Annotated in this window: 15 protein-coding genes and 1 pseudogene; 3 read left to right on the forward strand and 13 right to left on the reverse strand. The window is 72.4% G+C overall.

Annotated elements, in window-relative coordinates; all coding sequences use genetic code 11:
- Positions 1-82: 82 nt before the first annotated feature.
- From AB0F18_RS12830 to AB0F18_RS12875, 10 genes and pseudogenes are all read right to left on the reverse strand, one after another.
- Positions 83-487, reverse strand: a complete 405-nt coding sequence (locus tag AB0F18_RS12830) for a cytidine deaminase (RefSeq protein ID WP_362058515.1) — start codon at positions 485-487, stop codon at positions 83-85.
- The gene (locus AB0F18_RS12835; protein WP_362058518.1) at positions 484-1,749 is read right to left on the reverse strand and encodes an ABC transporter permease; all 1,266 of its coding nucleotides are present in this window, start codon (positions 1,747-1,749) and stop codon (positions 484-486) included. The genes AB0F18_RS12830 and AB0F18_RS12835 overlap by 4 nt, the downstream gene beginning before the upstream one ends.
- On the reverse strand, positions 1,746-2,861 hold the full coding sequence (locus AB0F18_RS12840) for an ABC transporter permease (protein WP_362058521.1): 1,116 nt from the start codon (positions 2,859-2,861) through the stop codon (positions 1,746-1,748). The genes AB0F18_RS12835 and AB0F18_RS12840 overlap by 4 nt, the downstream gene beginning before the upstream one ends.
- Entirely contained in the window at positions 2,858-4,516 is a 1,659-nt protein-coding gene (locus AB0F18_RS12845; RefSeq protein WP_362058556.1) for an ABC transporter ATP-binding protein, read from the reverse strand. Before AB0F18_RS12845 ends, AB0F18_RS12840 begins: the two co-directional genes overlap by 4 nt.
- Before the next feature lie 266 nt (positions 4,517-4,782).
- Complete coding sequence (locus AB0F18_RS12850) at positions 4,783-5,847, reverse strand: BMP family ABC transporter substrate-binding protein (RefSeq protein ID WP_362058524.1); 1,065 nt, start codon at positions 5,845-5,847, stop codon at positions 4,783-4,785.
- Positions 5,848-6,077: 230 nt separating this feature from the next.
- On the reverse strand, positions 6,078-7,322 hold the full coding sequence (locus AB0F18_RS12855; RefSeq protein WP_362058559.1) for an amidohydrolase: 1,245 nt from the start codon (positions 7,320-7,322) through the stop codon (positions 6,078-6,080).
- 137 nt (positions 7,323-7,459) lie between these two features.
- Positions 7,460-8,599: a hypothetical protein gene (locus AB0F18_RS12860; RefSeq protein ID WP_362058526.1), complete on the reverse strand. Its 1,140-nt coding sequence runs from the start codon at positions 8,597-8,599 to the stop codon at positions 7,460-7,462.
- Positions 8,600-8,637: 38 nt separating this feature from the next.
- Positions 8,638-9,564, reverse strand: coding sequence for an N-acetylneuraminate synthase family protein (locus tag AB0F18_RS12865; RefSeq protein WP_362058562.1), 927 nt, complete (start codon positions 9,562-9,564; stop codon positions 8,638-8,640).
- Positions 9,565-9,927: 363 nt separating this feature from the next.
- Positions 9,928-10,641: pseudogene (locus AB0F18_RS12870) on the reverse strand (NTP transferase domain-containing protein); the annotation flags it as partial.
- The gene (locus tag AB0F18_RS12875) at positions 10,545-12,050 is read right to left on the reverse strand and encodes a DUF6716 putative glycosyltransferase (RefSeq protein WP_362058565.1); all 1,506 of its coding nucleotides are present in this window, start codon (positions 12,048-12,050) and stop codon (positions 10,545-10,547) included. The pseudogene AB0F18_RS12870 and the gene AB0F18_RS12875, both read right to left, overlap by 97 nt.
- 182 nt (positions 12,051-12,232) lie before the next feature.
- Between AB0F18_RS12875 and AB0F18_RS12880 the strand changes: the two genes are divergently transcribed.
- Together AB0F18_RS12880 and AB0F18_RS12885 are read left to right on the forward strand one after the other, a co-directional pair.
- Positions 12,233-13,210 carry a glycosyltransferase family 2 protein gene (locus AB0F18_RS12880; protein WP_362058529.1) on the forward strand — a complete coding sequence of 326 codons (978 nt, stop codon included), beginning with the start codon at positions 12,233-12,235 and terminating at the stop codon, positions 13,208-13,210.
- Complete coding sequence (locus tag AB0F18_RS12885; RefSeq protein WP_362058532.1) at positions 13,207-14,586, forward strand: polysialyltransferase family glycosyltransferase; 1,380 nt, start codon at positions 13,207-13,209, stop codon at positions 14,584-14,586. The genes AB0F18_RS12880 and AB0F18_RS12885 overlap by 4 nt, the downstream gene beginning before the upstream one ends.
- 22 nt (positions 14,587-14,608) lie before the next feature.
- On the opposite strand, the gene leuE is transcribed toward AB0F18_RS12885, so the two are convergent.
- On the reverse strand, positions 14,609-15,256 hold the full coding sequence (gene leuE, locus AB0F18_RS12890) for a leucine efflux protein LeuE (RefSeq protein ID WP_362058535.1): 648 nt from the start codon (positions 15,254-15,256) through the stop codon (positions 14,609-14,611).
- Between the two features lie 45 nt (positions 15,257-15,301).
- Positions 15,302-16,897, reverse strand: a complete 1,596-nt coding sequence (locus AB0F18_RS12895) for a methylmalonyl-CoA mutase family protein (RefSeq protein WP_362058538.1) — start codon at positions 16,895-16,897, stop codon at positions 15,302-15,304.
- Positions 16,898-17,060: 163 nt separating this feature from the next.
- On the opposite strand from AB0F18_RS12895, the gene AB0F18_RS12900 reads away from it, so the two are divergent.
- A complete protein-coding gene (locus AB0F18_RS12900; protein WP_362058541.1) occupies positions 17,061-17,951 on the forward strand; it encodes a L,D-transpeptidase family protein in 891 nt (296 codons plus the stop codon).
- 292 nt (positions 17,952-18,243) lie between these two features.
- Here AB0F18_RS12900 and AB0F18_RS12905 read toward each other — a convergent pair whose 3' ends face one another.
- A complete protein-coding gene (locus AB0F18_RS12905) occupies positions 18,244-18,612 on the reverse strand; it encodes a hypothetical protein (protein WP_362058544.1) in 369 nt (122 codons plus the stop codon).
- Positions 18,613-18,726: the final 114 nt, after the last annotated feature.

Genomic DNA, 18,726 nt, shown 5'->3' on the forward strand with positions numbered 1-18,726 from the left:
GGTTCAAGGAGTTTCAGGTGGGGGTGGAGCCCGGCTCGAAGACGGCCGACGGCCCTCCGCCCGGTGGGGCGGAGGGCCGTCGTCACGGCTGTCTGAGGTGGTCGGGCCCGAAGGCCTGGGGCAGCATCGCGCTCAGCGGGAGGATCCCGTCCGGTGTCTCCACCAGCAGGTCCGGGCCGCCGAACTCGTAGAGCAGCTGGCGGCAGCGCCCGCAGGGGACGAGGATCTCGCCCTTGCCGTCCACGCACGTGAAGTGGGTGAGACGGCCGCCGCCGGTGGCCTGGAGGGAGGAGACCAGGCCGCACTCGGCGCACAGGCCGAGGCCGTAGCTCGCGTTCTCGACGTTGCAGCCGGTGACCATCCGGCCGTCGTCGACCCGCGCGGCCACCCCGACCGGGAAGCCCGAGTACGGGGCGTACGCCCGGGTCATCGCGTCCCGGGCGGCCGTCCTCAGGGCTTCCCAGTCGACCGTCGGGGCCGGGGTCACTTGCCCTGGCCCTTGCGGTACGGCATGCCGTCCGCCTTCGGCATCCGCAGGCGCTGCGCCGACAGGGCGAGCACCAGCAGCGTCGTGACGTACGGGGCGGCGTCCACGAACTGGCTGGGCACCTGGTCGGTGAGCGCGTACCAGATGAAGAGCCCGGCGGCGCAGACCGCGGCGATGCCGGCCTGGAGGTACTTCTTCTTGTACAGCTGCCAGGCGACGGCGAGCACGAGCAGGACCGCGATGAGCAGGAGCATCGCGTGCACGTTCTCGGCACCGCCGCGCAGGCGGAGGCTGTAGGTGAAGCCGAAGAGGCCCGAGCCGAGGGCCATGCCGCCCGGCATCCAGTTACCGAAGATCATCGCGGCGAGACCGATGTAGCCGCGGCCGCCGGTCTGGCCCTCCTGGTAGATGCCGGTGGAGACGATCGCGAGGAACGCGCCGCCGAGGCCGGCCATCGCACCGGAGACGATCACGGCGATGTACTTGTACTTGTAGACGTTGACGCCGAGGGACTCTGCGGCGACCGGGTTCTCACCGCAGGAGCGCAGGCGCAGACCGAACGCGGTGCGCCACAGCACCCACCAGGTGACCGGGACCAGCAGCACGGCGACGACGGTCAGCAGCGAGAGGTTGGTGACCAGACCGCCCAGGGCGCCGGCGGCGTCGGAGATCAGGAACCAGTGCTTGCCCTGGAGCGTCGCCAGCCAGTCCGAGAGCCCTGGAATGGTGATCTCGGTGATCGGGTCGATGCGCGGGGACTGCTTGGAGGAGCCGCCCGGGGTCTTGTCGAAGGTGAAGTTCGACAGGTACTGGGTGAAGCCGACGGCCAGGATGTTGATCGCCACACCGGAGACGATGTGGTTCACGTTGAAGGTCACGGTGATGATCGCGTGCAGCAGGCCGCCGATGGCGCCGCCGACGATGCCCATGAGGACACCGGTCCACGGACCCCACTGGTAGCCGGCCCAGGCACCGAACCAGGTGCCGAGGATCATCATGCCTTCGAGGCCGATGTTGACCACGCCCGCGCGCTCGGCCCACAGGCCGCCGAGGCCCGCGAGGGCGATCGGCACGGCGAGCTGGAGGGCGCCGGAGAACTGGCCGACGGAGGTCAGGTCGTTGGCGCCGGAGATCAGGCGGACGACCGAGACCAGCGCGAGGCCGGCCGCGACGATCAGCAGGATCCAGGGCAGGGTGAGCTTGCGGCGTCCGCCGCCCTTCTTGGGCGCGGCGCTCGTCGCGGAAACGGTGCTGGTGCTCACGCCGCGACCTCCTTGTTGTCGGTCTTGAGGGCGTGGCCGGCGGCCAGCTCTTCGCCGACCTTCTGCTGCTGGCGGCGGATGCCGTAGCGGCGGACGAGCTCGTAGCTGACGACGACGGCGATCACGATCAGGCCCTGCATGATCGTGCCGATCTCCTTGGCGTACCCCGCGGTGTCGAGACCGGCGGACGCCTTGTCGATGAAGGCGATCAGGAAGGCCGAGAAGAAGATGCCGATCGGGTTGTTCCGGCCGAGGAGGGCCACGGTGATACCGGTGAAGCCGACGCCCAGCGGGAAGGACAGGTTGTACGTGTGCGACTCGCCGAGCAGCAGCGGCATACCGGTCAGACCGGCGACGGCGCCCGAGATGAGCATCGCCGTCATGATCATCTTCTTGGGCTCGACGCCGGAGGCCTGCGCGGCGGACTCGCTGGCGCCGGAGGCGCGCAGGTCGAAGCCGAAGCGGGTCCGGTTGAGCACGAACCAGTAGACGATGCCGAGCGCGAAGGCCACGAAGGTGAAGCCGTAGATGTCGCCGCCGGGCAGGGACACGGCCGGGAACCAGCCGGACTCCGCGATGTCACCGGTGGTCAGGTCGTTGGAGCCCTCGGGCTGCACGCCGAGGTTCTTCGGCAGGATCAGCCAGGCGATCAGCGAGGTCGCGATGGCGTTGAGCATGATCGTGGAGACGACCTCGCTCACGCCGCGCCGGGCCTTGAGGATGCCCGCGATACCGGACCAGAAGGCACCGGTCGCCATGGCGATGACCACGATCAGCAGGATGTGCAGCGGAGCCGGCAGCGAGACCGAGGCACCGACCACGGCGGAGACCATCGCCGCGAGACGGTACTGGCCGTCGACGCCGATGTTGAAGAGGTTCATCCGGAAACCGATGGCCACGGCCAGGGCTGCCAGGAAGTAGATGCCGGCCTGGTTGACGATCAGGACCTGGATGTCCTCGTAACCCGCCTGCTCGATCATGATCCGCAGCGGATCGATCGGGTCAACGCCGGAAGCGGCCAGCACGAGCATGGTCAGCACGAGGGCGCTGACCAGCGCGAGCACCGGTCCGGCGGCTGCCAGGAGCAGCCGGTCCTTGTCGAATTTCTTCATCGGGCCTCGTCCTCCGTGGTGTCGCCGTCGACCCCGGCGGAGTGGTTGTCATGGGCTTCGAGGTGCCCGCTGGCGGCGCCTGTCATGGCGGTGCCGAGCTCCTCGGGCGTGATGGTCGCCGGGTCGGCGTCCGCGACCAGGCGGCCGCGGTAGATGACCCGGAGCGTGTCGGACAGGCCGATCAGCTCGTCCAGGTCCGCCGAGATCAGGAGCACGGCCAGGCCCTCGCGGCGGGCCTCGCGGATGGCGTCCCAGATCTGCGCCTGCGCGCCGACGTCCACACCGCGGGTGGGGTGAGCGGCGATCAGGAACTTCGGGTTGTGGCTCATCTCGCGGCCGACGATCAGCTTCTGCTGGTTGCCGCCGGAGAGGGAGGCCGCGGTGACGTCGATGCCGGGGGTGCGCACGTCGTACTCGCGCACGATCCGCTCGGTGTCCTTGCGGGCGGCCTTCGGGTCGAGGATGCCGCCCTTGGAGTTGGGCTTCTCGGTGACGTGGCCGAGGATGCGGTTCTCCCAGAGGGGGGACTCCAGCAGCAGGCCGTGCCGGTGGCGGTCCTCGGGGATGTAGCCGATGCCGCCCTCGCGCCGCTTGCGGACCGGCATCTTGGTGATGTCGGTGCCGTCGAGGGTGATGACGCCCGTGTCGGGGGTGATCATGCCCATGAGGGCCTCGATCAGCTCCGTCTGGCCGTTGCCCTCGACACCGGCGATGCCGAGGATCTCGCCCTTGTGGATGGTGAAGCCGATCCCGTCGAGCAGGAGGCGGCCGGCGACCGGGGCCTCGCGCAGGTCGGTGTCGGAGTCGCCCAAGGCGGGCGCGGAGGTCTCGGGGGTGATGACGGCGCCGGAGTCGGCGACGGTCAGGCCCTCGACCGTGAGCATCGGGGTCGTGGTCACCGTGGACTCGCGGGTCTCCGGCGAAGGCAGCTCGGTGCCGACCATGAGCTCGGCGAGCTGCTTGGTCGTGGCCGTCTTCGGGTCGGCGGTGCCGACCGTGGTGCCGCGGCGGATGACGGTGATGTCGTCGGCGACCTTCAGCACCTCGCCCAGCTTGTGCGAGATGAAGATGACGGTCAGGCCCTCGGCCTTGAGCTCGCGCAGGTTGTCGAAGAGCGCGTCCACTTCCTGCGGCACGAGCACGGCGGTGGGCTCGTCGAGGATGAGGGTCTTCGCACCGCGGTAGAGGACCTTGAGGATCTCCACGCGCTGGCGGTCGGCGACGCCGAGGTCCTCGACCAGGGCGTCGGGACGCACGCCGAGGCCGTACGCGTCGGAGATCTCCATGATCTTCTTGCGGGCCTTGCCGCCGATCCCGTAGAGCTTCTCGCCGCCGAGGACGACGTTCTCCAGGACCGTGAGGTTGTCGGCCAGCATGAAGTGCTGGTGGACCATGCCGATGCCGCGGGCGATGGCCTCGCCGGGGTTGCTGAAGGAGACCTGCTCCCCGTCGATGGCGATGGTGCCCTCGTCCGGCTTCTGCATGCCGTAGAGGATCTTCATCAGGGTCGACTTGCCGGCACCGTTCTCGCCGATCAGAGCGTGGACCGTGCCCTTGCGGACGGAGATCGCGATGTCCTTGTTGGCGACGACGCCGGGGAAACGCTTGGTGATGCCGTGCAGTTCTACGGCGAGAGGGGGGCTGGACGCGTTGATGACGCACTCTCCTTGGCGCGGAAGGAGCCGGAAATAAGCCAAGTGGCAGGAGGACAGGGCGGGGATCGGCCGGGCGGGTGGGCGGGAGACGGACGGTATCGCGTCCACGGTGCCTCTACGCGCGTAGCACTGTCGGAAGTGAAAACTTGCGGCCAACTGACCACAAGTCTTCACGGACTGGGGGGCGAAGACGCGGCTCGGGGTCCGGGAGCGGGTTGACCGCTTCCGGACCCCGGAGACCGCGACTTACGCGTCAGACAAGGGCCTTACGGCGCGGTCTTGACGGTGATCTTCTTCGCGATGATGTCGGCCTTCGCCTTCTCCACCGCGGCGGTGATGTCGGCCATCGACTTGTACTGCGGGTTGGAGTCGGCCAGGGCGACACCGTTCTTGTCGAGGCCGTAGCGGACCTCGCCGGACTCCGGCTTGCCGTCCTTGACCGACTTGATCAGGTCGAAGACCGCGAGGGAGACGTCCTTGGTGACCGAGGTCAGGATGTGGTCCTTGTACTTCGCCAGACCCGGCTGGTTGTACTGGTCCGAGTCGACGCCGATGGCCCACTTGCCGGCGGTGGAGGCGGCCTCGATGGCGCCCGAGCCCGCGAGACCGGCGGCGGCGTAGATCACGTCGGCGCCACCGTCGAGCTGGCCCTTGGCGGCGGCCTTGCCGAGGTCGGGCTTGGCGAAGCCCGAGAAGTCCGGCGGCTGGGTCAGGTAGGCCGACAGCACCTTGGCGTTCGGGTTGGTGTCCTTGACGCCCTGCTCGAAGCCCGCCTGGAACTTCTTGATCAGCGGAACCTCGACACCGCCGATGAAGCCGACCGTGCCGGTCTTCGACGCCTTGGCGGCGGCGACGCCGGCCAGGTAGGAGCCCTGCTCCTCGTTGAACACCAGGTTGGCGATGTTCGCGCCGGTCTTCGAGGTGTCGTCGATGATGCCGAACGTGGTGTTCGGGAACTTCTTCGCGACCTTCTCGATGGCCGGGGCGTAGGAGAAGCCGACGCCGATGACCGGGTTGTTGCCCTTGCGCGCCAGCTCGGTGAGGCGCTGGACCTTGTCGGCCTCGCTCTCGCCCTCGGTCGGCTCCGCCTCGGCGGTCTTGACCTTGAGCTCCTTCTCGGCCTTCTCCAGGCCCGCGTAGGCGGCGTCGTTGAACGACTGGTCGCCGCGGCCGCCGACGTCGTACGCGATGGCGGCGCTGGCGCTCTTCGACTCCGAGGAGGACGAGGAGGACGTGGCGTCCGAGGACTTCTTTCCGCCACAGGCGGTGGCCGAGAGGGCCAGCGCCGCGGACGCGATGCCCACGGTGGCGATCCTGGTGATCCGGCGCAAGGGGAGGCTCCTTCAAAACCTGACCGAAGCGCCACGACCGGCGCTGGTTTCGCGGCGATCGTAACGCGCGTAGATGTCAGTTAAAGGCCCGTTCATGAGTCGTTATCGGATCGTCGTGAACCGGACAGTGACCGATTGGTAACCGCGGGGCCGTCCAGCCCTTGTGTACCAAGGGCTGGACAGGTCCAACAGAGGGCACGCGGATGTTGTACGGAGCTTTGCTTGATTTTTTACGTGGAGGGCCTTGTGCGGCGCCCGTCGAGCAGGGCGGCGGCCGTGAAGAACTCCACCCCGACCCCGATCGCGGACTCGTCGACGTCGAAGTCACCCCGGTGCAGGTCGCGCTTGGCCGTGTCGCCGGGCTTGCGGACGCCGAGGCGGGCCATGGCGCCCGGGACGTGCTCCAGGTACCAGGAGAAGTCCTCGCCGCCGAGGCTCTGCTCGGTGTCCTCGACGGACTCGGCGCCGCGCCGGGCCGCCATGGCCTCCCGGAGCAGTTCGGTCACCACCGGGTCGTTGACCACGGGCGGCACGCCGCGCACGTGGTTGATCTCGAACTTGGCGCCGTGCATCGTCGCGACCTCGTCGATGGCCGCGTGGATCATGTCCGGGGCCTCGTGCCAGGCGTTCAGGTCCAGGCAGCGGACCGTGCCCGAGAGCTCGGCGTGCATCGGGATGACGTTGCACGCGTGCCCGGCCTCGATGCGGCCCCAGGTGACCGACATGCCCGAGCGGGCGTCCATGCGGCGGGCCAGCAGGGCCGGCACGTCGACGGCGACCCGGGCGGCGGCCGTCACCATGTCGGTGGTCAGGTGCGGGCGGGCGGTGTGGCCGCCGGGGCCCGACAGGGTCACCTCCAGCCGGTCGCAGGCCGAGGTGATCGGTCCGGGCCGCAGCCCGATGCGCCCCGCGTCCACGCGCGGGTCGCAGTGCACCGCGATCATCCGGCCGACGCCGTCGAGCACCCCGGAGTCGATGGCCTCGGTGGCGCCGCCCGGCAGCACCTCCTCGGCGGGCTGGAACAGCAGCCGCACCGGGCGGGGCAGCAGGCCCTCGCGGTCGAGCTCGGCGAGCACCAGGCCGGCGCCGAGCACGACGGCGGTGTGCACGTCGTGGCCGCAGGCGTGGGCGCGGTCCGGGACGGTGGAGCGGTAGGAGACGTGGGTCTTGGCGTCGGGGATGGGCAGGGCGTCGATGTCCGCGCGCAGGGCCAGCATCGGCCGGCCGCGGTCCCAGGTGCCGACGTCACAGATCAGCCCCGTTCCGGACTTCAGTACCTGTGGTCGCAGCCCCGCCTTCTCCAGCCGCGCCTTGATCGCCGCCGTGGTGCGGAACTCCTGGTGTCCTAGCTCGGGGTGCATGTGCAGGTCGCGGCGGAAGGCGATCAGTTCGGCACGCAGGTGATCCGGAAGCTTGCCGGGCAGCTCGGGCCGGTCGGGCTTGCCGGGCAGGGCGGGCAGGGACTCGCGGGACATCAACTGGTTCACCCGTTGAAGGGTAGGCGCACGGATGGGTCAACTGTCCGGAGATCACCAGAAATTCATGCCGTTAGGGGAAAGAAAAGCGGCCTCTGGACGCATGATCGGATGCGCCCGGGGGTAAACTCGCGCGCTCATCCGGCCGCGGGCGCCGCCCCGAGCGGGAGTCTGCGCACATCACGGGCGGTCTCGGTGACGCCCGCGAGGAAGCCCCGGGCCCTCGGCGAGGCCGTCGCGGTGAGCCAGGCGGGGTCGATTTCGCATACGGCGACCGTCACGCCGGTACCGGTCAGCGCGTAGGGCAGCGTGTGGACGACCGTGGACGGAAAGCTGACGATCGTACGGCCGATGGGGCCGCGCCGCGCGATCAGCTCCAGCGGCAGGTCCGGGCGCACGATCTCCAGCCCGGTCGCCTCGCTCAGCGCGCGCAGCTTCTCCGGCGTCTCCCGGCGGTGCGCGAAGTAGCGGGTCACGCCGTGCTCCCGGGCCAGGGCGCGCACCGCGTCCAGGTAGCGGAACGGGTCGACCACGCCGGTCTCCACCAGGGAGGTGCCGACCAGGTCGGTGCCCTTGGTCAGGCGGGGCGGGCCGAAGCGGGCGCGGGTCCAGGCGAAGTCGTTGACGCGCAGCCGGGCCCCCGGGGGCGGGGTGACCGGCATCGAGGTGAACAGCTCCACGTCGTACCCGGCGCGCGGGGTCAGCCGGCGGCGCGCGGTGCCCGACACCGGCGCGTAGGCGAGCTCCCGCGCCCGGGCCGCGGCCCCGCCGCCGGTGCGGTGCCAGCGGCGCAGCCGTTCGCGGCGGCCGAGCTGCGCGACGAACTCCATGGTGGCGGTGCCGTCGTCGACGACGACCAGCTCGGCGGCCCGGGCCGGGACGAGCAGCAGCTGGAGGAAGCGGGAGAAGGGGTCGCCGACGACGATCCGCCCGGCCCGCCGCACGGCGGGGGCGAGGGCGGTCAGGGCGCCCCACGGGGAGCCGGAGCCGCCGCGGGCCTCCTGCCAGTGGACGGTGTGGCCCTCGTCGCGGGCGATCCCGGCGACCCGGCGCAGCTGTCCGCGGGACATGGGGTCGGTCGGCGGCAGGACGACGATGCTCAGCGGGTCGGCGGCCGGGCGCGGGTCGGGCAGGCGCCGGCCGGGGAGGGGGCCGGGCTGGCGGGGGACGGAGGTCAGCAGCGGGCCGCCCCCGCTCCGGGTGTGGGCCCACTCCAGCACGTTGAGGAGCTGGACCGGGCTTTCCACGAGGGCCAGGGTGGGGGCTGAGGGGTTCACGACGTACTCCGCTCGGGGGGGAGGAGGGCCGGGGAGGGTCAGGACGCGGCCGGGGCGGGGGCGGGGAGGGTGCCCTGGACGCGGCGGAGCTTCTTCATGGGGGCGAGCTCGGAGTCGTAGACCTTCTTGACGCCGTCGCCGAGGGCGGTCTCGATGGTGCGGATGTCGCGCACGAGGCGGGCGAGGCCGCCGGGTTCGACGGAGGCGGCCTGGTCGGAGCCCCACATGGCGCGGTCGAGGGTGATGTGCCGTTCGACGAAGACGGCGCCGAGGGCGACGGCGGCCAGGGTGGTCTGCAGGCCGGTCTCGTGCCCTGAGTAGCCGACGGGGACGTTCGGGTACTCCTCTTGGAGGGTGTTGATCACCCGCAGGTTGAGCTCCTCGGCCTTGGCCGGGTACGTCGACGTGGCGTGGCAGAGCAGGATGTTGTCGCTGCCGAGCACCTCGACGGCGTGCCGGATCTGCTTCGGGGTGGACATGCCGGTGGAGAGGACGACGGTGCGGCCGGTGGCGCGCAGGGCGCGCAGCAGCTCGTCGTCGGTGAGGCAGGCGGAGGCCACCTTGTGGGCGGGGAGGTCGAACTTCTCCAGGAAGGCGACGGCCTCGGTGTCCCAGGGGGAGGCGAACCAGGCGATGCCGCGCTTGGCGCAGTGCTCGTCGATGGCGAGGTAGTCGGCCTCGCCGAACTCGACGCGGTGGCGGTAGTCGATGTAGGTCATGCGGCCCCAGGGGGTGTCGCGTTCGACGTCCCACTGGTCGCGGGGGGTGCAGATCTCCGGGGTGCGCTTCTGGAACTTGACGGCGTCGCATCCGGCTTCGGCGGCGGCGTCGATGAGGGCGAAGGCGGTGCCGAGGTCGCCGTTGTGGTTGATGCCGATCTCGCCGACGACGTAGACCGGGCGGCCGGGGCCCGCGATGCGCGGGCCGAGGGTGCGGAGGCGGGGGCTGGGGGTGGCGACGGTCATGGCGTCAGGTGTCCTTCGCTGGGTGGGGGCCGGGGGTGCGGGAGCCGGGTCGAGGAGGGGTGCGAGGAGGCGGGCGCGGGCGAGGTCGTGCGGGTCGTCGACCTCCAGGACCCGCGCCGGGTCTGCGGGGACGGGCAGGACCCGTCCGAAGAAGCGGTGACGGGCGGCGCGCAGGCCGGCGGCGGTCATCGCGTAGGCGGCGCCGGTCTCCAGCAGTTCCTCGGGGCGGTCCTGGCGGCGGGGGCGGTACGCGGGGACGTGGTTGACCCCGCGCCCGGCGCCGTCGGGTCCGCGGCGCCAGAGGAAGCCGTGGAAGGGGGCGGCGGTCAGGGCCGAGTCGGCGGTGCCGCCGGCCACGGCGGCGGCCACGGACTCGATGTCGGAGGGGGTGAGGAAGGGGCTGGTGCACTGGACCAGGAGGACCACGTCGACGGTGAGGGAGTGGAGTTCTTCGAAGGCGTCCAGGGCATGCAGGACGGCGGACTCGCTGCTCGCGGCGTCCCCGGAGAGGGCGGCGGGGCGGGTGATCACGTCGGCCCCGGCGGCGCGGGCCGCGGCGGCGACGGCCGGGGAGTCGGTGGAGACGACCACATCGGTGACGGTGGGCGCGGCCCGGCAGGCGCGTACGGCGCGGGCGACGAGCGGGATCCCGCCGACGCGTGCGGTGTTCTTGCCGGGGACCCCCTTGGAGCCGCCGCGGGCCGGGATGACCGCGAGGACCCTGCGGGTCCGCTGCCGCGGGGCGGGGCTCGCAGGGACGGGACCGGTGGCGGGCGCAGCACCCGGAGTCGGAGCGGCACCCGAAGCGGGGGCCGGGGCCGGGACGGCGCCCGGAGCGGGAGCCGGGGCCGGGACGGCGCCCGGAGCGGGAGCCGGCGCCGGGACGACGCCCGGAGCGGGAGCCGGGGCCGGGACGACGCCCGGAGCGGGAGCCGGCGCCGGGACGGCGCCCGGCGCCGAGGCGGCGCGGGCCTGTGCGCTCACAGCTCGCCCAGCCGGCGGATCACCGGGGCCACGCGCTGGACCCCGTGCCGGTAGGCCCCCCGGGCGGCCTCGCGCAGGTGCCCGCGCAGCCACCGCCGCGCCGCCGACTCCCCGGCCCCGCGCCGCCCGGCCCCCGCGAGCGGGGTCCCGTCGGGGGCGAGGTGCTGGCGGGCGAGGATCCCGGGGAGGTATCCGGGGGCGGTCTCGGCGGTGTAGTACGGCGCCACGGGCGCGAGCCGCTCCTGCGCGAGCAGCCGGTCGAGCCGCTCCCGGGCGGCTGCGTAGGGGCCGGCGCCCACGGGCTCCCGCTCCCTGCGGGCGGCCTCCGCCGGGGCTGCCGCTGCGGGCTGCGCCCGCCCTGCGGCGCCCGTGTCGGCGGGCTCCCGGCCCGTGGGGCTCGGGGCCACGGGCTCACGCTCCCTGGCCACGGCCGGGCCGGCGGAGCGGCGGGCTCCCGGGACGCCGTGGGAGGACAGCCAGGCCGGGTCGGGCTGGGGCAGCAGGCCCGCGTCGAGCTGGTTCCACGACGCCAGGCAGCCCGAGCCGAGGAAGTGCTGGTTGCCGAGGGACTCGCGGATGCCGAGGTCCGTCAGGACGGCGGTCGGGATGCCGCGGTGGAGGGACTCCAGGGCGGCCGTGGAGGAGACCGTGACCAGCAGGTCGGTGGTGTCCAGGACCTCGCCCATGTGCCCGTAGACCAGGCGGCAGTTGGGCGGCAGCCCGCCGGGGAGGCGTTCGGCCAGGCGCTGGTAGGGGTGTTCCTCCAGGTGGGTGGTGTGCTCCCCGGGCCGGCTGCGCAGTTTGACCAGCACCTCCCGGTCCGGGTGCAGCCGCGCGTGCCCGGCGGCCCGGCCCAGCAGGTAGGTGCGGTCGGCCCGGCTCTCGGGCACGGAGGGCTGGACCGCGAAGACCACCCGGTGGGTGCGGGTTCCGGCGGGCGCGTAGGGGGCTCCGGCCAGGAAGGGCAGGGCGGTCTCGGTGACGGCGCCCGGGTCGGCGCCCACCCCCGCGTAGACGGCGCGGAAGCGCTCGGCGTCGTGGCGGGAGTTGGCGAGGACCAGGTCGGCGCCGTGCCGCAGCAGCAGCCCGTCGGCGAGCTTCTCGTAGACCACGCCCACGTACCCGGTGACGAACACGGGCCGGGCGGACGGCTCCGGCCACAGGGCGCGGGCCCCGTGCAGGACCGCCTGGACGGCGCCGCCGACGAGGGCGAGGACGACCACGTCGTACCGTTCGCGCCCGAGCTCCGCGAGGAACTCCGCGCAGGTCACCTCCACCGGCGCCGGATCCGTCCCGCCGCCCCCTCCCCCGGCGCCGACCTCGCCGAGCTGGCGCGCGGTGGGAGTGGCGCGGCCGCGCAGGAGGTACCCGGTGATCCGGTGGCCCCGGGAGTGGTCGGAGGGTGCGAGGCGGCGGGCCGTGAGGGCGCCCCATTTCCACCGCGTGTCGGAATCGGCGAGTACGGCGATCCGTTGATCGGCCCGGCTTCTGCTGAGTGGCACTGGCACCCGGCAGAAGCTATTCCGCATTTCCGGTGGTCGGCCCAACGAGCGCACAACGGCGGGTTAACAACCCGTCGACGAAATGCGAAAGCGCCCTGGTTAACGCGACCGCCCCGCGTCGTTCACATGGAATACGCACCGGGGCCACGGTGAATGCCGGGCCGCGCCCTAGGGTCTCGCGGGTGCTCAAGCTCTCTGTGGTCGTGCCGTTCTACAACGTGCAGACATACGCACCGGATGCCCTGAGAAGTCTCGAACTCAACGCCCGAGAGGATTTCGAGTTCCTGCTCGTCGACGACCGTTCCACGGACGGCACGCCCGGGCTGCTGGAGCGCGCGGCGAAGACCCTGCCGGGGGCGGTGCTGCTGAGACGGGAGCACAACGGCGGGCTGGCCACCGCCCGCAACACCGGGCTGGACGCGGCGCGCGGGCGCTACGTCGCCTTCCTGGACGGCGACGACTGGCTGGCGCCGGGCCACCTGGCCCGCACGCTGGCCGCGATCGAGGCCCTGGACTGCGATTTCGTCCGGACCGACCATGTGCAGGTGACGGGCCGGATGCGGACCGTCCAGCGGGTGCCCTACGGGCCGGAGTTTGTGCCGGCCGATCCGCGCGCCGGGATCCTGCCGGCCTCACGGGCCACCGCGGTGGACTATCCGTACGCCTGGGCCGGGATGTACCACCGGCGGCTGCTGGACCGGGGGCTGCTGCACTTCACCGACGGGCTGCGGACGGCGGAGGACCGGCCGTGGATCTGGCGGCTGCACCGCGGGGCGGAGTCGTTCGCGACGGTCGGCCTGCCGGGGATCTTCTACCGGCGGGGGATTTCCACCTCGTTGACGCAGATCGGGGACGAGCGTCAGCTCGATTTCATTCGAGCATTTGACCAGGTGCTCTCGGACACGGCAGCCGACCGGGAATCCGAACTGTTGATCCCCAAGGCCGTCCGAACGTATTGCGCAATTATCGCGCACCATATCGGCTCGATCGAAAGGTTCGAACCGGCCGTGGCGAAAAAACTCCGGGCGATGAGCGCGGACGCGCTCGGCCGCATGCCCCGCGCGGCACTGGACCGGGCCCTGGACTCGATGGACGCCGAACGCTCCGCCCTGCTGCGCAGGCTGCGCCGCCGGACCGCCGCCTCCGGGGCCGCCGCGTGAACGTGACGCAGATCTTCCTCGCCTCCACCCTCTACGGCACGGCCACCCTCGCCGCCGCCCTCGACGCCGGCTGCCTCCCGCCGGCCGGCCGGCGGATCCTGCTGACCAGCAACCACTCCCCCGCGCCCGAGGTCACCCCGGGCCTCGACGCCATGCCGGGCTTCGCCGCGCTGCGTACCCGCTTCGACGAGGTGCTCGACTGGAACGCGGTCGTCGCCCCGCAGCACCCCAGCACCTGGGCGCCGCGCCCGGAGGACGTCCCGCTGTGGGAGCGGCAGCTGCGCCGGTCGTGGGGGCTGGGCGGGGACCGGGTCGAACTGGTCGTGGAGTCCCTGCAGGTGCCGCCCGCGCAGAGCCTGTGCCGGCTGTTCCCGGGCGCCGCGATCGACGTGTACGCCGACGGGCTCATGTCGTACGGGCCCACCCGCTTCCGGCTCGACCCGCAGATCGGGATGCGGGTGCGGCGGGTGCTGCACCTGGACCTGGTCCCGGGGCTGGAGCCGCTGCTGCTGACGGAGTTCGGGGTGCGCGGCGAGCTGGTCCCGGCGCCGGCCGTCCTGAAGGTCTTCGCCGAGCTGGCCGACCTGGCGGAGCCGTCCCTGCCCCCGGCCGGGAACGGGCACGGGACCGGGATCGGGCACGGGCACGGGACCGGGCACGGGACCGAGGACGAGCCGCCGGCCCTGCTGCTGGGGCAGTACCTGTCGGCGCTGGAGCTGATGTCCCCGGACGAGGAGGAGGAGCTGCACGCCGCGATGGTGCGCGGCGCCTACGAGTGGGGCCACCGGGACCTGGTCTTCAAACCGCACCCGAGCGCCCCGGCGGCGTACTGGCGGCGGGCCGAGGCGGAGGCCGCCCGGCTGGGGGTCCGGCTGACGGTGCTGGACGCGCCGGTGCTGGCCGAGACCCTGTACCAGCGGCTGCGCCCGGCGCTGGTGGTGGGCTGCTTCTCGACCGGGCTGCTGACGGCCCGGGCGCTGTACGGGATCCCGGTGGCGCGGACCGGTACCGGGGCGGTGCTGGGCCGGCTGGCCCCGTACCAGAACAGCAACCGGATCCCGCTGACGCTGGTGGACGCGCTGGTCCCGGACCTGGACGGGCCGCCGCAGGATCCCCCGGCCGATCTGCCCGGGCTGGTGGCGGCGGTGGCCTTCACGATGCAGCCCCGGATCCTGCCGGACCACCGCCCCGGGGCCGAGGCGTACCTGGCCCGGCACCTGACCCCGTACGCCCGGCGCTACTTCGGGCGCCGCCGGCTGACCGCGCTGGGGCTGCCGGGCGGGATCCCGGCACGGCTGGCGTTCCTGCCGCGCCAACGCGCCCTGCGGCGGGCGGCGCACCGGCTCCGCAGGCGGCTGGGCCGGTTCGGCGGGTGACGGCGGCCGGCCGGGGAGGGCCTCAGCTGACGGCGAGCTTGGCGGCGAAGCCGAGGAAGATCACGCCCGCCGCCGAGGTCGCCCCCGCCGACAGCCGCTTGCGGCGGCGGAAGGCGGCCGACAGACGGGTGCCGGCGAAGATCAGGGTGGACAGGTAGAGGAAGCTGACCAGCTGGGAGACGGTTCCGAGCAGCAGGAACGACAGGGCCGGGTGGGCGTACCCGGGGTCGACGAACTGCACGAAGAACGACAGCAGGAAGAGGATCGCCTTCGGGTTGAGCAGGCTGACCAGCAGCGCCCGCCGGTAGGGCCGCTCGCCCGGGCCCGCCGGCTCCGCCGCGGCCGGCTCCTCGTCACGCGTGCGGCGCGCCTGCCACATGGCCCACGCGGCCCGCATCATGCCCACGGCCAGCCAGCCCAGGTAACCGGCGCCGAGGACCTTGACCACGGTGAACAGCAGCGGGCTCGCCTGGAGCAGCGCGCCCGCGCCAATGGCCGTCAGCACCATGAGCACGGTGTCGCCGGTGAACACGCCGCAGGCGGCCTTGTAGCCCTCCTTCACCCCGCGCCGGGAGGCGACGGAGAGCACGTAGAGCGAGTTCGGCCCCGGCAGCAGGACGATCAGCAGCACGGCCGCGAGATAAGTAGGAAGATCTGTCACACCCAGCATGCGCAGGAGTGTCCCATAGGGACGCACCTGTCGCGCCAGTGGGTTTCACGAACCGAGACCGGCCGGTTCGTAGGTCCCCCAGACCTCCCGCAGCACCCCGCACACCTCCCCCACCGTGGCCCGCACCCGCAGGGCCTCCTTCATCGGGTGGAGCACGTTCGCCTCGGCCCCGGCGGCCGCCTCCCGCAGCTCGTTCAGCGTGCAGTGCACCGCCTCCGCGTCCCGCCCGGCCCGCAGCCGGGCCAGCGCCTCGCACTGCCGGGCCTCGATCGCGGGGTCGACCCGCAGCGGCTCGTACGGCTCCTCCCGCTCCAGCGCGAACCGGTTGACCCCGACCACGACCCGGGCCCCTGCCTCCTGCTCCCGCGCGATCCGGTAGGCGTTGGCCTCGATCTCCCCCTTCTGGAAGCCGGCCTCGATCGCCGCGACCGCCCCGCCGAGCTCCTCGACCCGCCGCATCAGGGCGAGGGCCGCCTCCTCCACCTCGTCCGTCATCCGCTCCACGGCGTAGGACCCGGCGAAGGGGTCGACGGTGTGCGGCACGTCCGTCTCGTAGGCGAGCACCTGCTGGGTCCGCAGGGCGAGCCGGGCGGCCTTCTCCGTCGGCAGCGCGATGGCCTCGTCGAAGGAGTTGGTGTGCAGCGACTGCGTGCCGCCGAGGACGGCCGCCAGTGCCTGTACGCCCACCCGTACGAGGTTCAGCTCGGGCTGCTGCGCCGTCAGCTGGACCCCGGCGGTCTGGGTGTGGAAGCGCAGCATCAGCGACTTGGGGTCCCTGGCCCCGAACTCCTCCCGCATGACCCGGGCCCAGATCCGCCGGGCCGCCCGGAACTTGGCCACCTCCTCCAGGAGGGTGGTGCGGGCGACGAAGAAGAAGGACAGGCGGGGGGCGAACTCGTCGACCGCCATCCCGGCGGCGATCGCGGTACGGACGTACGCGATCGCGTCGGCGAGGGTGAAGGCGATCTCCTGCACGGGCGAGGCCCCGGCCTCGGCCATGTGGTACCCGGAGACGGAGATGGTGTTCCACTTGGGGATCTCGGCGCGGCAGTAGCGGAAGGTGTCGGCGGTCAGCCGCAGGGAGGGCCCGGGCGGGAAGATGTACGTCCCCCGCGCGATGTACTCCTTCAGCACATCGTTCTGGACGGTGCCCGTGAGCCGGCTGCCCGCGATGCCCCGCTCCTCGGCGACCAGCTGGTACATGAGGAGCAGCAGCGCGGCCGGGGCGTTGATCGTCATGGAGGTGGAGACCCGGTCGAGGGGGATGCCCTCGAAGAGCACCCGCATGTCCTCGACGGAGTCGACGGCGACGCCGACCCTGCCGACCTCCCCGCGGGCGAGGGGGGCGTCGGAGTCGTGGCCCATCTGTGTGGGCAGGTCGAAGGCCACGGACAGGCCGGTGCCGCCGCCCTCGATGAGGCCGCGGTAGCGGGCGTTGGACTCGGCGGCCGTGCCGAAGCCGGCGTACTGGCGCATGGTCCAGGGGCGGGCCGTGTACATCGTGGGGTGGATGCCCCGGGTGAAGGGGTACTCCCCCGGTGAACCGAGGCTGGCCACGGGGTCCCAGCCCGTCAGGGATCCCGGCCCGTAGACGGGTTCGATCGGGATTCCGCTCTCGGTGCGGGCCGTGGGACGGACCATGCCGTGAACCTCCGTGTCCGTGGAGCCGACCGGCCTGGGGCTGGTACAACCGTGCCCGCGACGACCGCTGGTCACAATGGCGCAACATCGCGGGTTCGTCCGCAACTGTCCACGCCCGTGAGGCATCACCTAGATACACGACGATGAATTCGGGGGAACCGCGATGCACCGACAGAGAGCCATCATCCGCACGCTCGGCCTCGCCACCGCCGTCGCGTTCGCCGCGACCGCCTGCGGTCCCCAGCATCCCGGTTCCGCTCCGGCGGCGCCCTCGGCGCCGGTCGTGTCCCCCTCCGCCTCCCCGTCCGGTCAGGACGACAAGCCGGGCGCCTCCTCGCCCGCGCCGTCGCCCTCGCAGTCGCAGTCCCCGTCGGCCTCCCCCTCGTCCTCGCCCCCGCCCTCGGAGTCCGCGGCCCCGGCCGTCAAGCCGGTCATGGCCAACGGCGACGAGAACGACCAGGTCCGCGAGCTCCAGGCCCGTCTGCGCCAGCTGAAGCTGATGTCGGCGGCGCCCACCGGCTTCTACGGCTCGAAGACCACGGCCGCGGTGAAGACCTTCCAGTCGCAGCACGGGCTCGGCGCCACCGGCGCGGTGGACGAGACGACCTGGCAGAAGATCCAGGGCCTCAGCAGGAAGCCGACGGAGGAGGAGCTGCGCCCGCCGACCACCAACGAGGTGGCCGCCCCGGACCCGCGCTGCATGCAGGGCCGGGTCATGTGCATCAGCAAGGAGAGCCGCACCCTCGCCTGGATGATCGACGGCAAGGTGATCTCCACGATGGACGTGCGCTTCGGCTCGGAGAACACGCCGACCCGCGAGGGCCTGTTCCAGGTGGAATGGAAGGCGAAGGACTGGACGTCGACGATCTACCACACGCCGATGCCGTACTCGATGTTCTTCAGCCAGGGCCAGGCGGTCCACTACTCGGCCGACTTCGCGGCCCGCGGCTACGCCGGCGCCTCGCACGGCTGTGTGAACGTCCGGGACAAGGGGAAGCTGTCGGCGCTGTTCGACCAGGTGAAGGTCGGCGACAAGGTCGTCGTCTACTGGTGACGGTGATTCGGTCGACCGACCGGCCGCGGGCGCGGGGGGCGGGAAGGGAGAGGGGCGCGGGCAGGGCCGGGGGAACGTGCCCCGCCCGCGCCGGGTGCGCAGAGCCCAGGGGTACGGGGGGAACCCCGGCTCTCGCGCGGCCGATGACCAGTCGGCTCGTTCTGTACTGCGTCGGCGGGTCGAAAAGTGTTACTGCCGTCCGTACGAATGTCTGCTGAAACGTTTCCGCGGCGGTTTCCCCGCCCGTTTCCGCAGGTCCCGGGGCCGTGTCCGCGCCGGATTCCGCGTCGCGTCAGCGGGTGCGGAAGCCCAGCGGGCCGCCGGGGTTCGTGCTCGGCGAGGGGAGGACGACGCTGCCCGGGTCGACGGTGCCGCCCTGCGGGGTGCCCGAGCGGGGCGCCTCCAGCAGGGTCGCGCAGAAGCGCGGCACCTTCGCGAGGCCGCCGGCGATCCGGGCGAGCTCCTGCCGGCGGTCCGCGCCCAGCTTGTTCGCGAGGTGGTCCCGGCACAGGTCCTCGGGGCGGTCCTTGGTCTGCCCGTCGCCGTCCTCGCCGCCGCCGGTGTTGCCGTTCTTGTCGGTGAACGTGTTGCGGGTGCCGTCCGTGCCCGCCGCACCGCCGCCCGTGCCCTGGGTCGTCACCGCGCCGGGCGGCAGCGACACCCTGGGAGCGGCGTCCAGGACGGGTGATCTCGGTCGCGCGGCTGAACCGGATCCGGGGAATCTGGTCAAGGCCCTGCCGGCACTCCTCGCGGGCCTCCCGCATGGTCCTCTCGA

Origin of the sequence: Streptomyces sp. NPDC029216 (assembly GCF_040648015.1) — a bacterium.
In the GTDB taxonomy this organism is placed as follows: domain Bacteria; phylum Actinomycetota; class Actinomycetes; order Streptomycetales; family Streptomycetaceae; genus Streptomyces.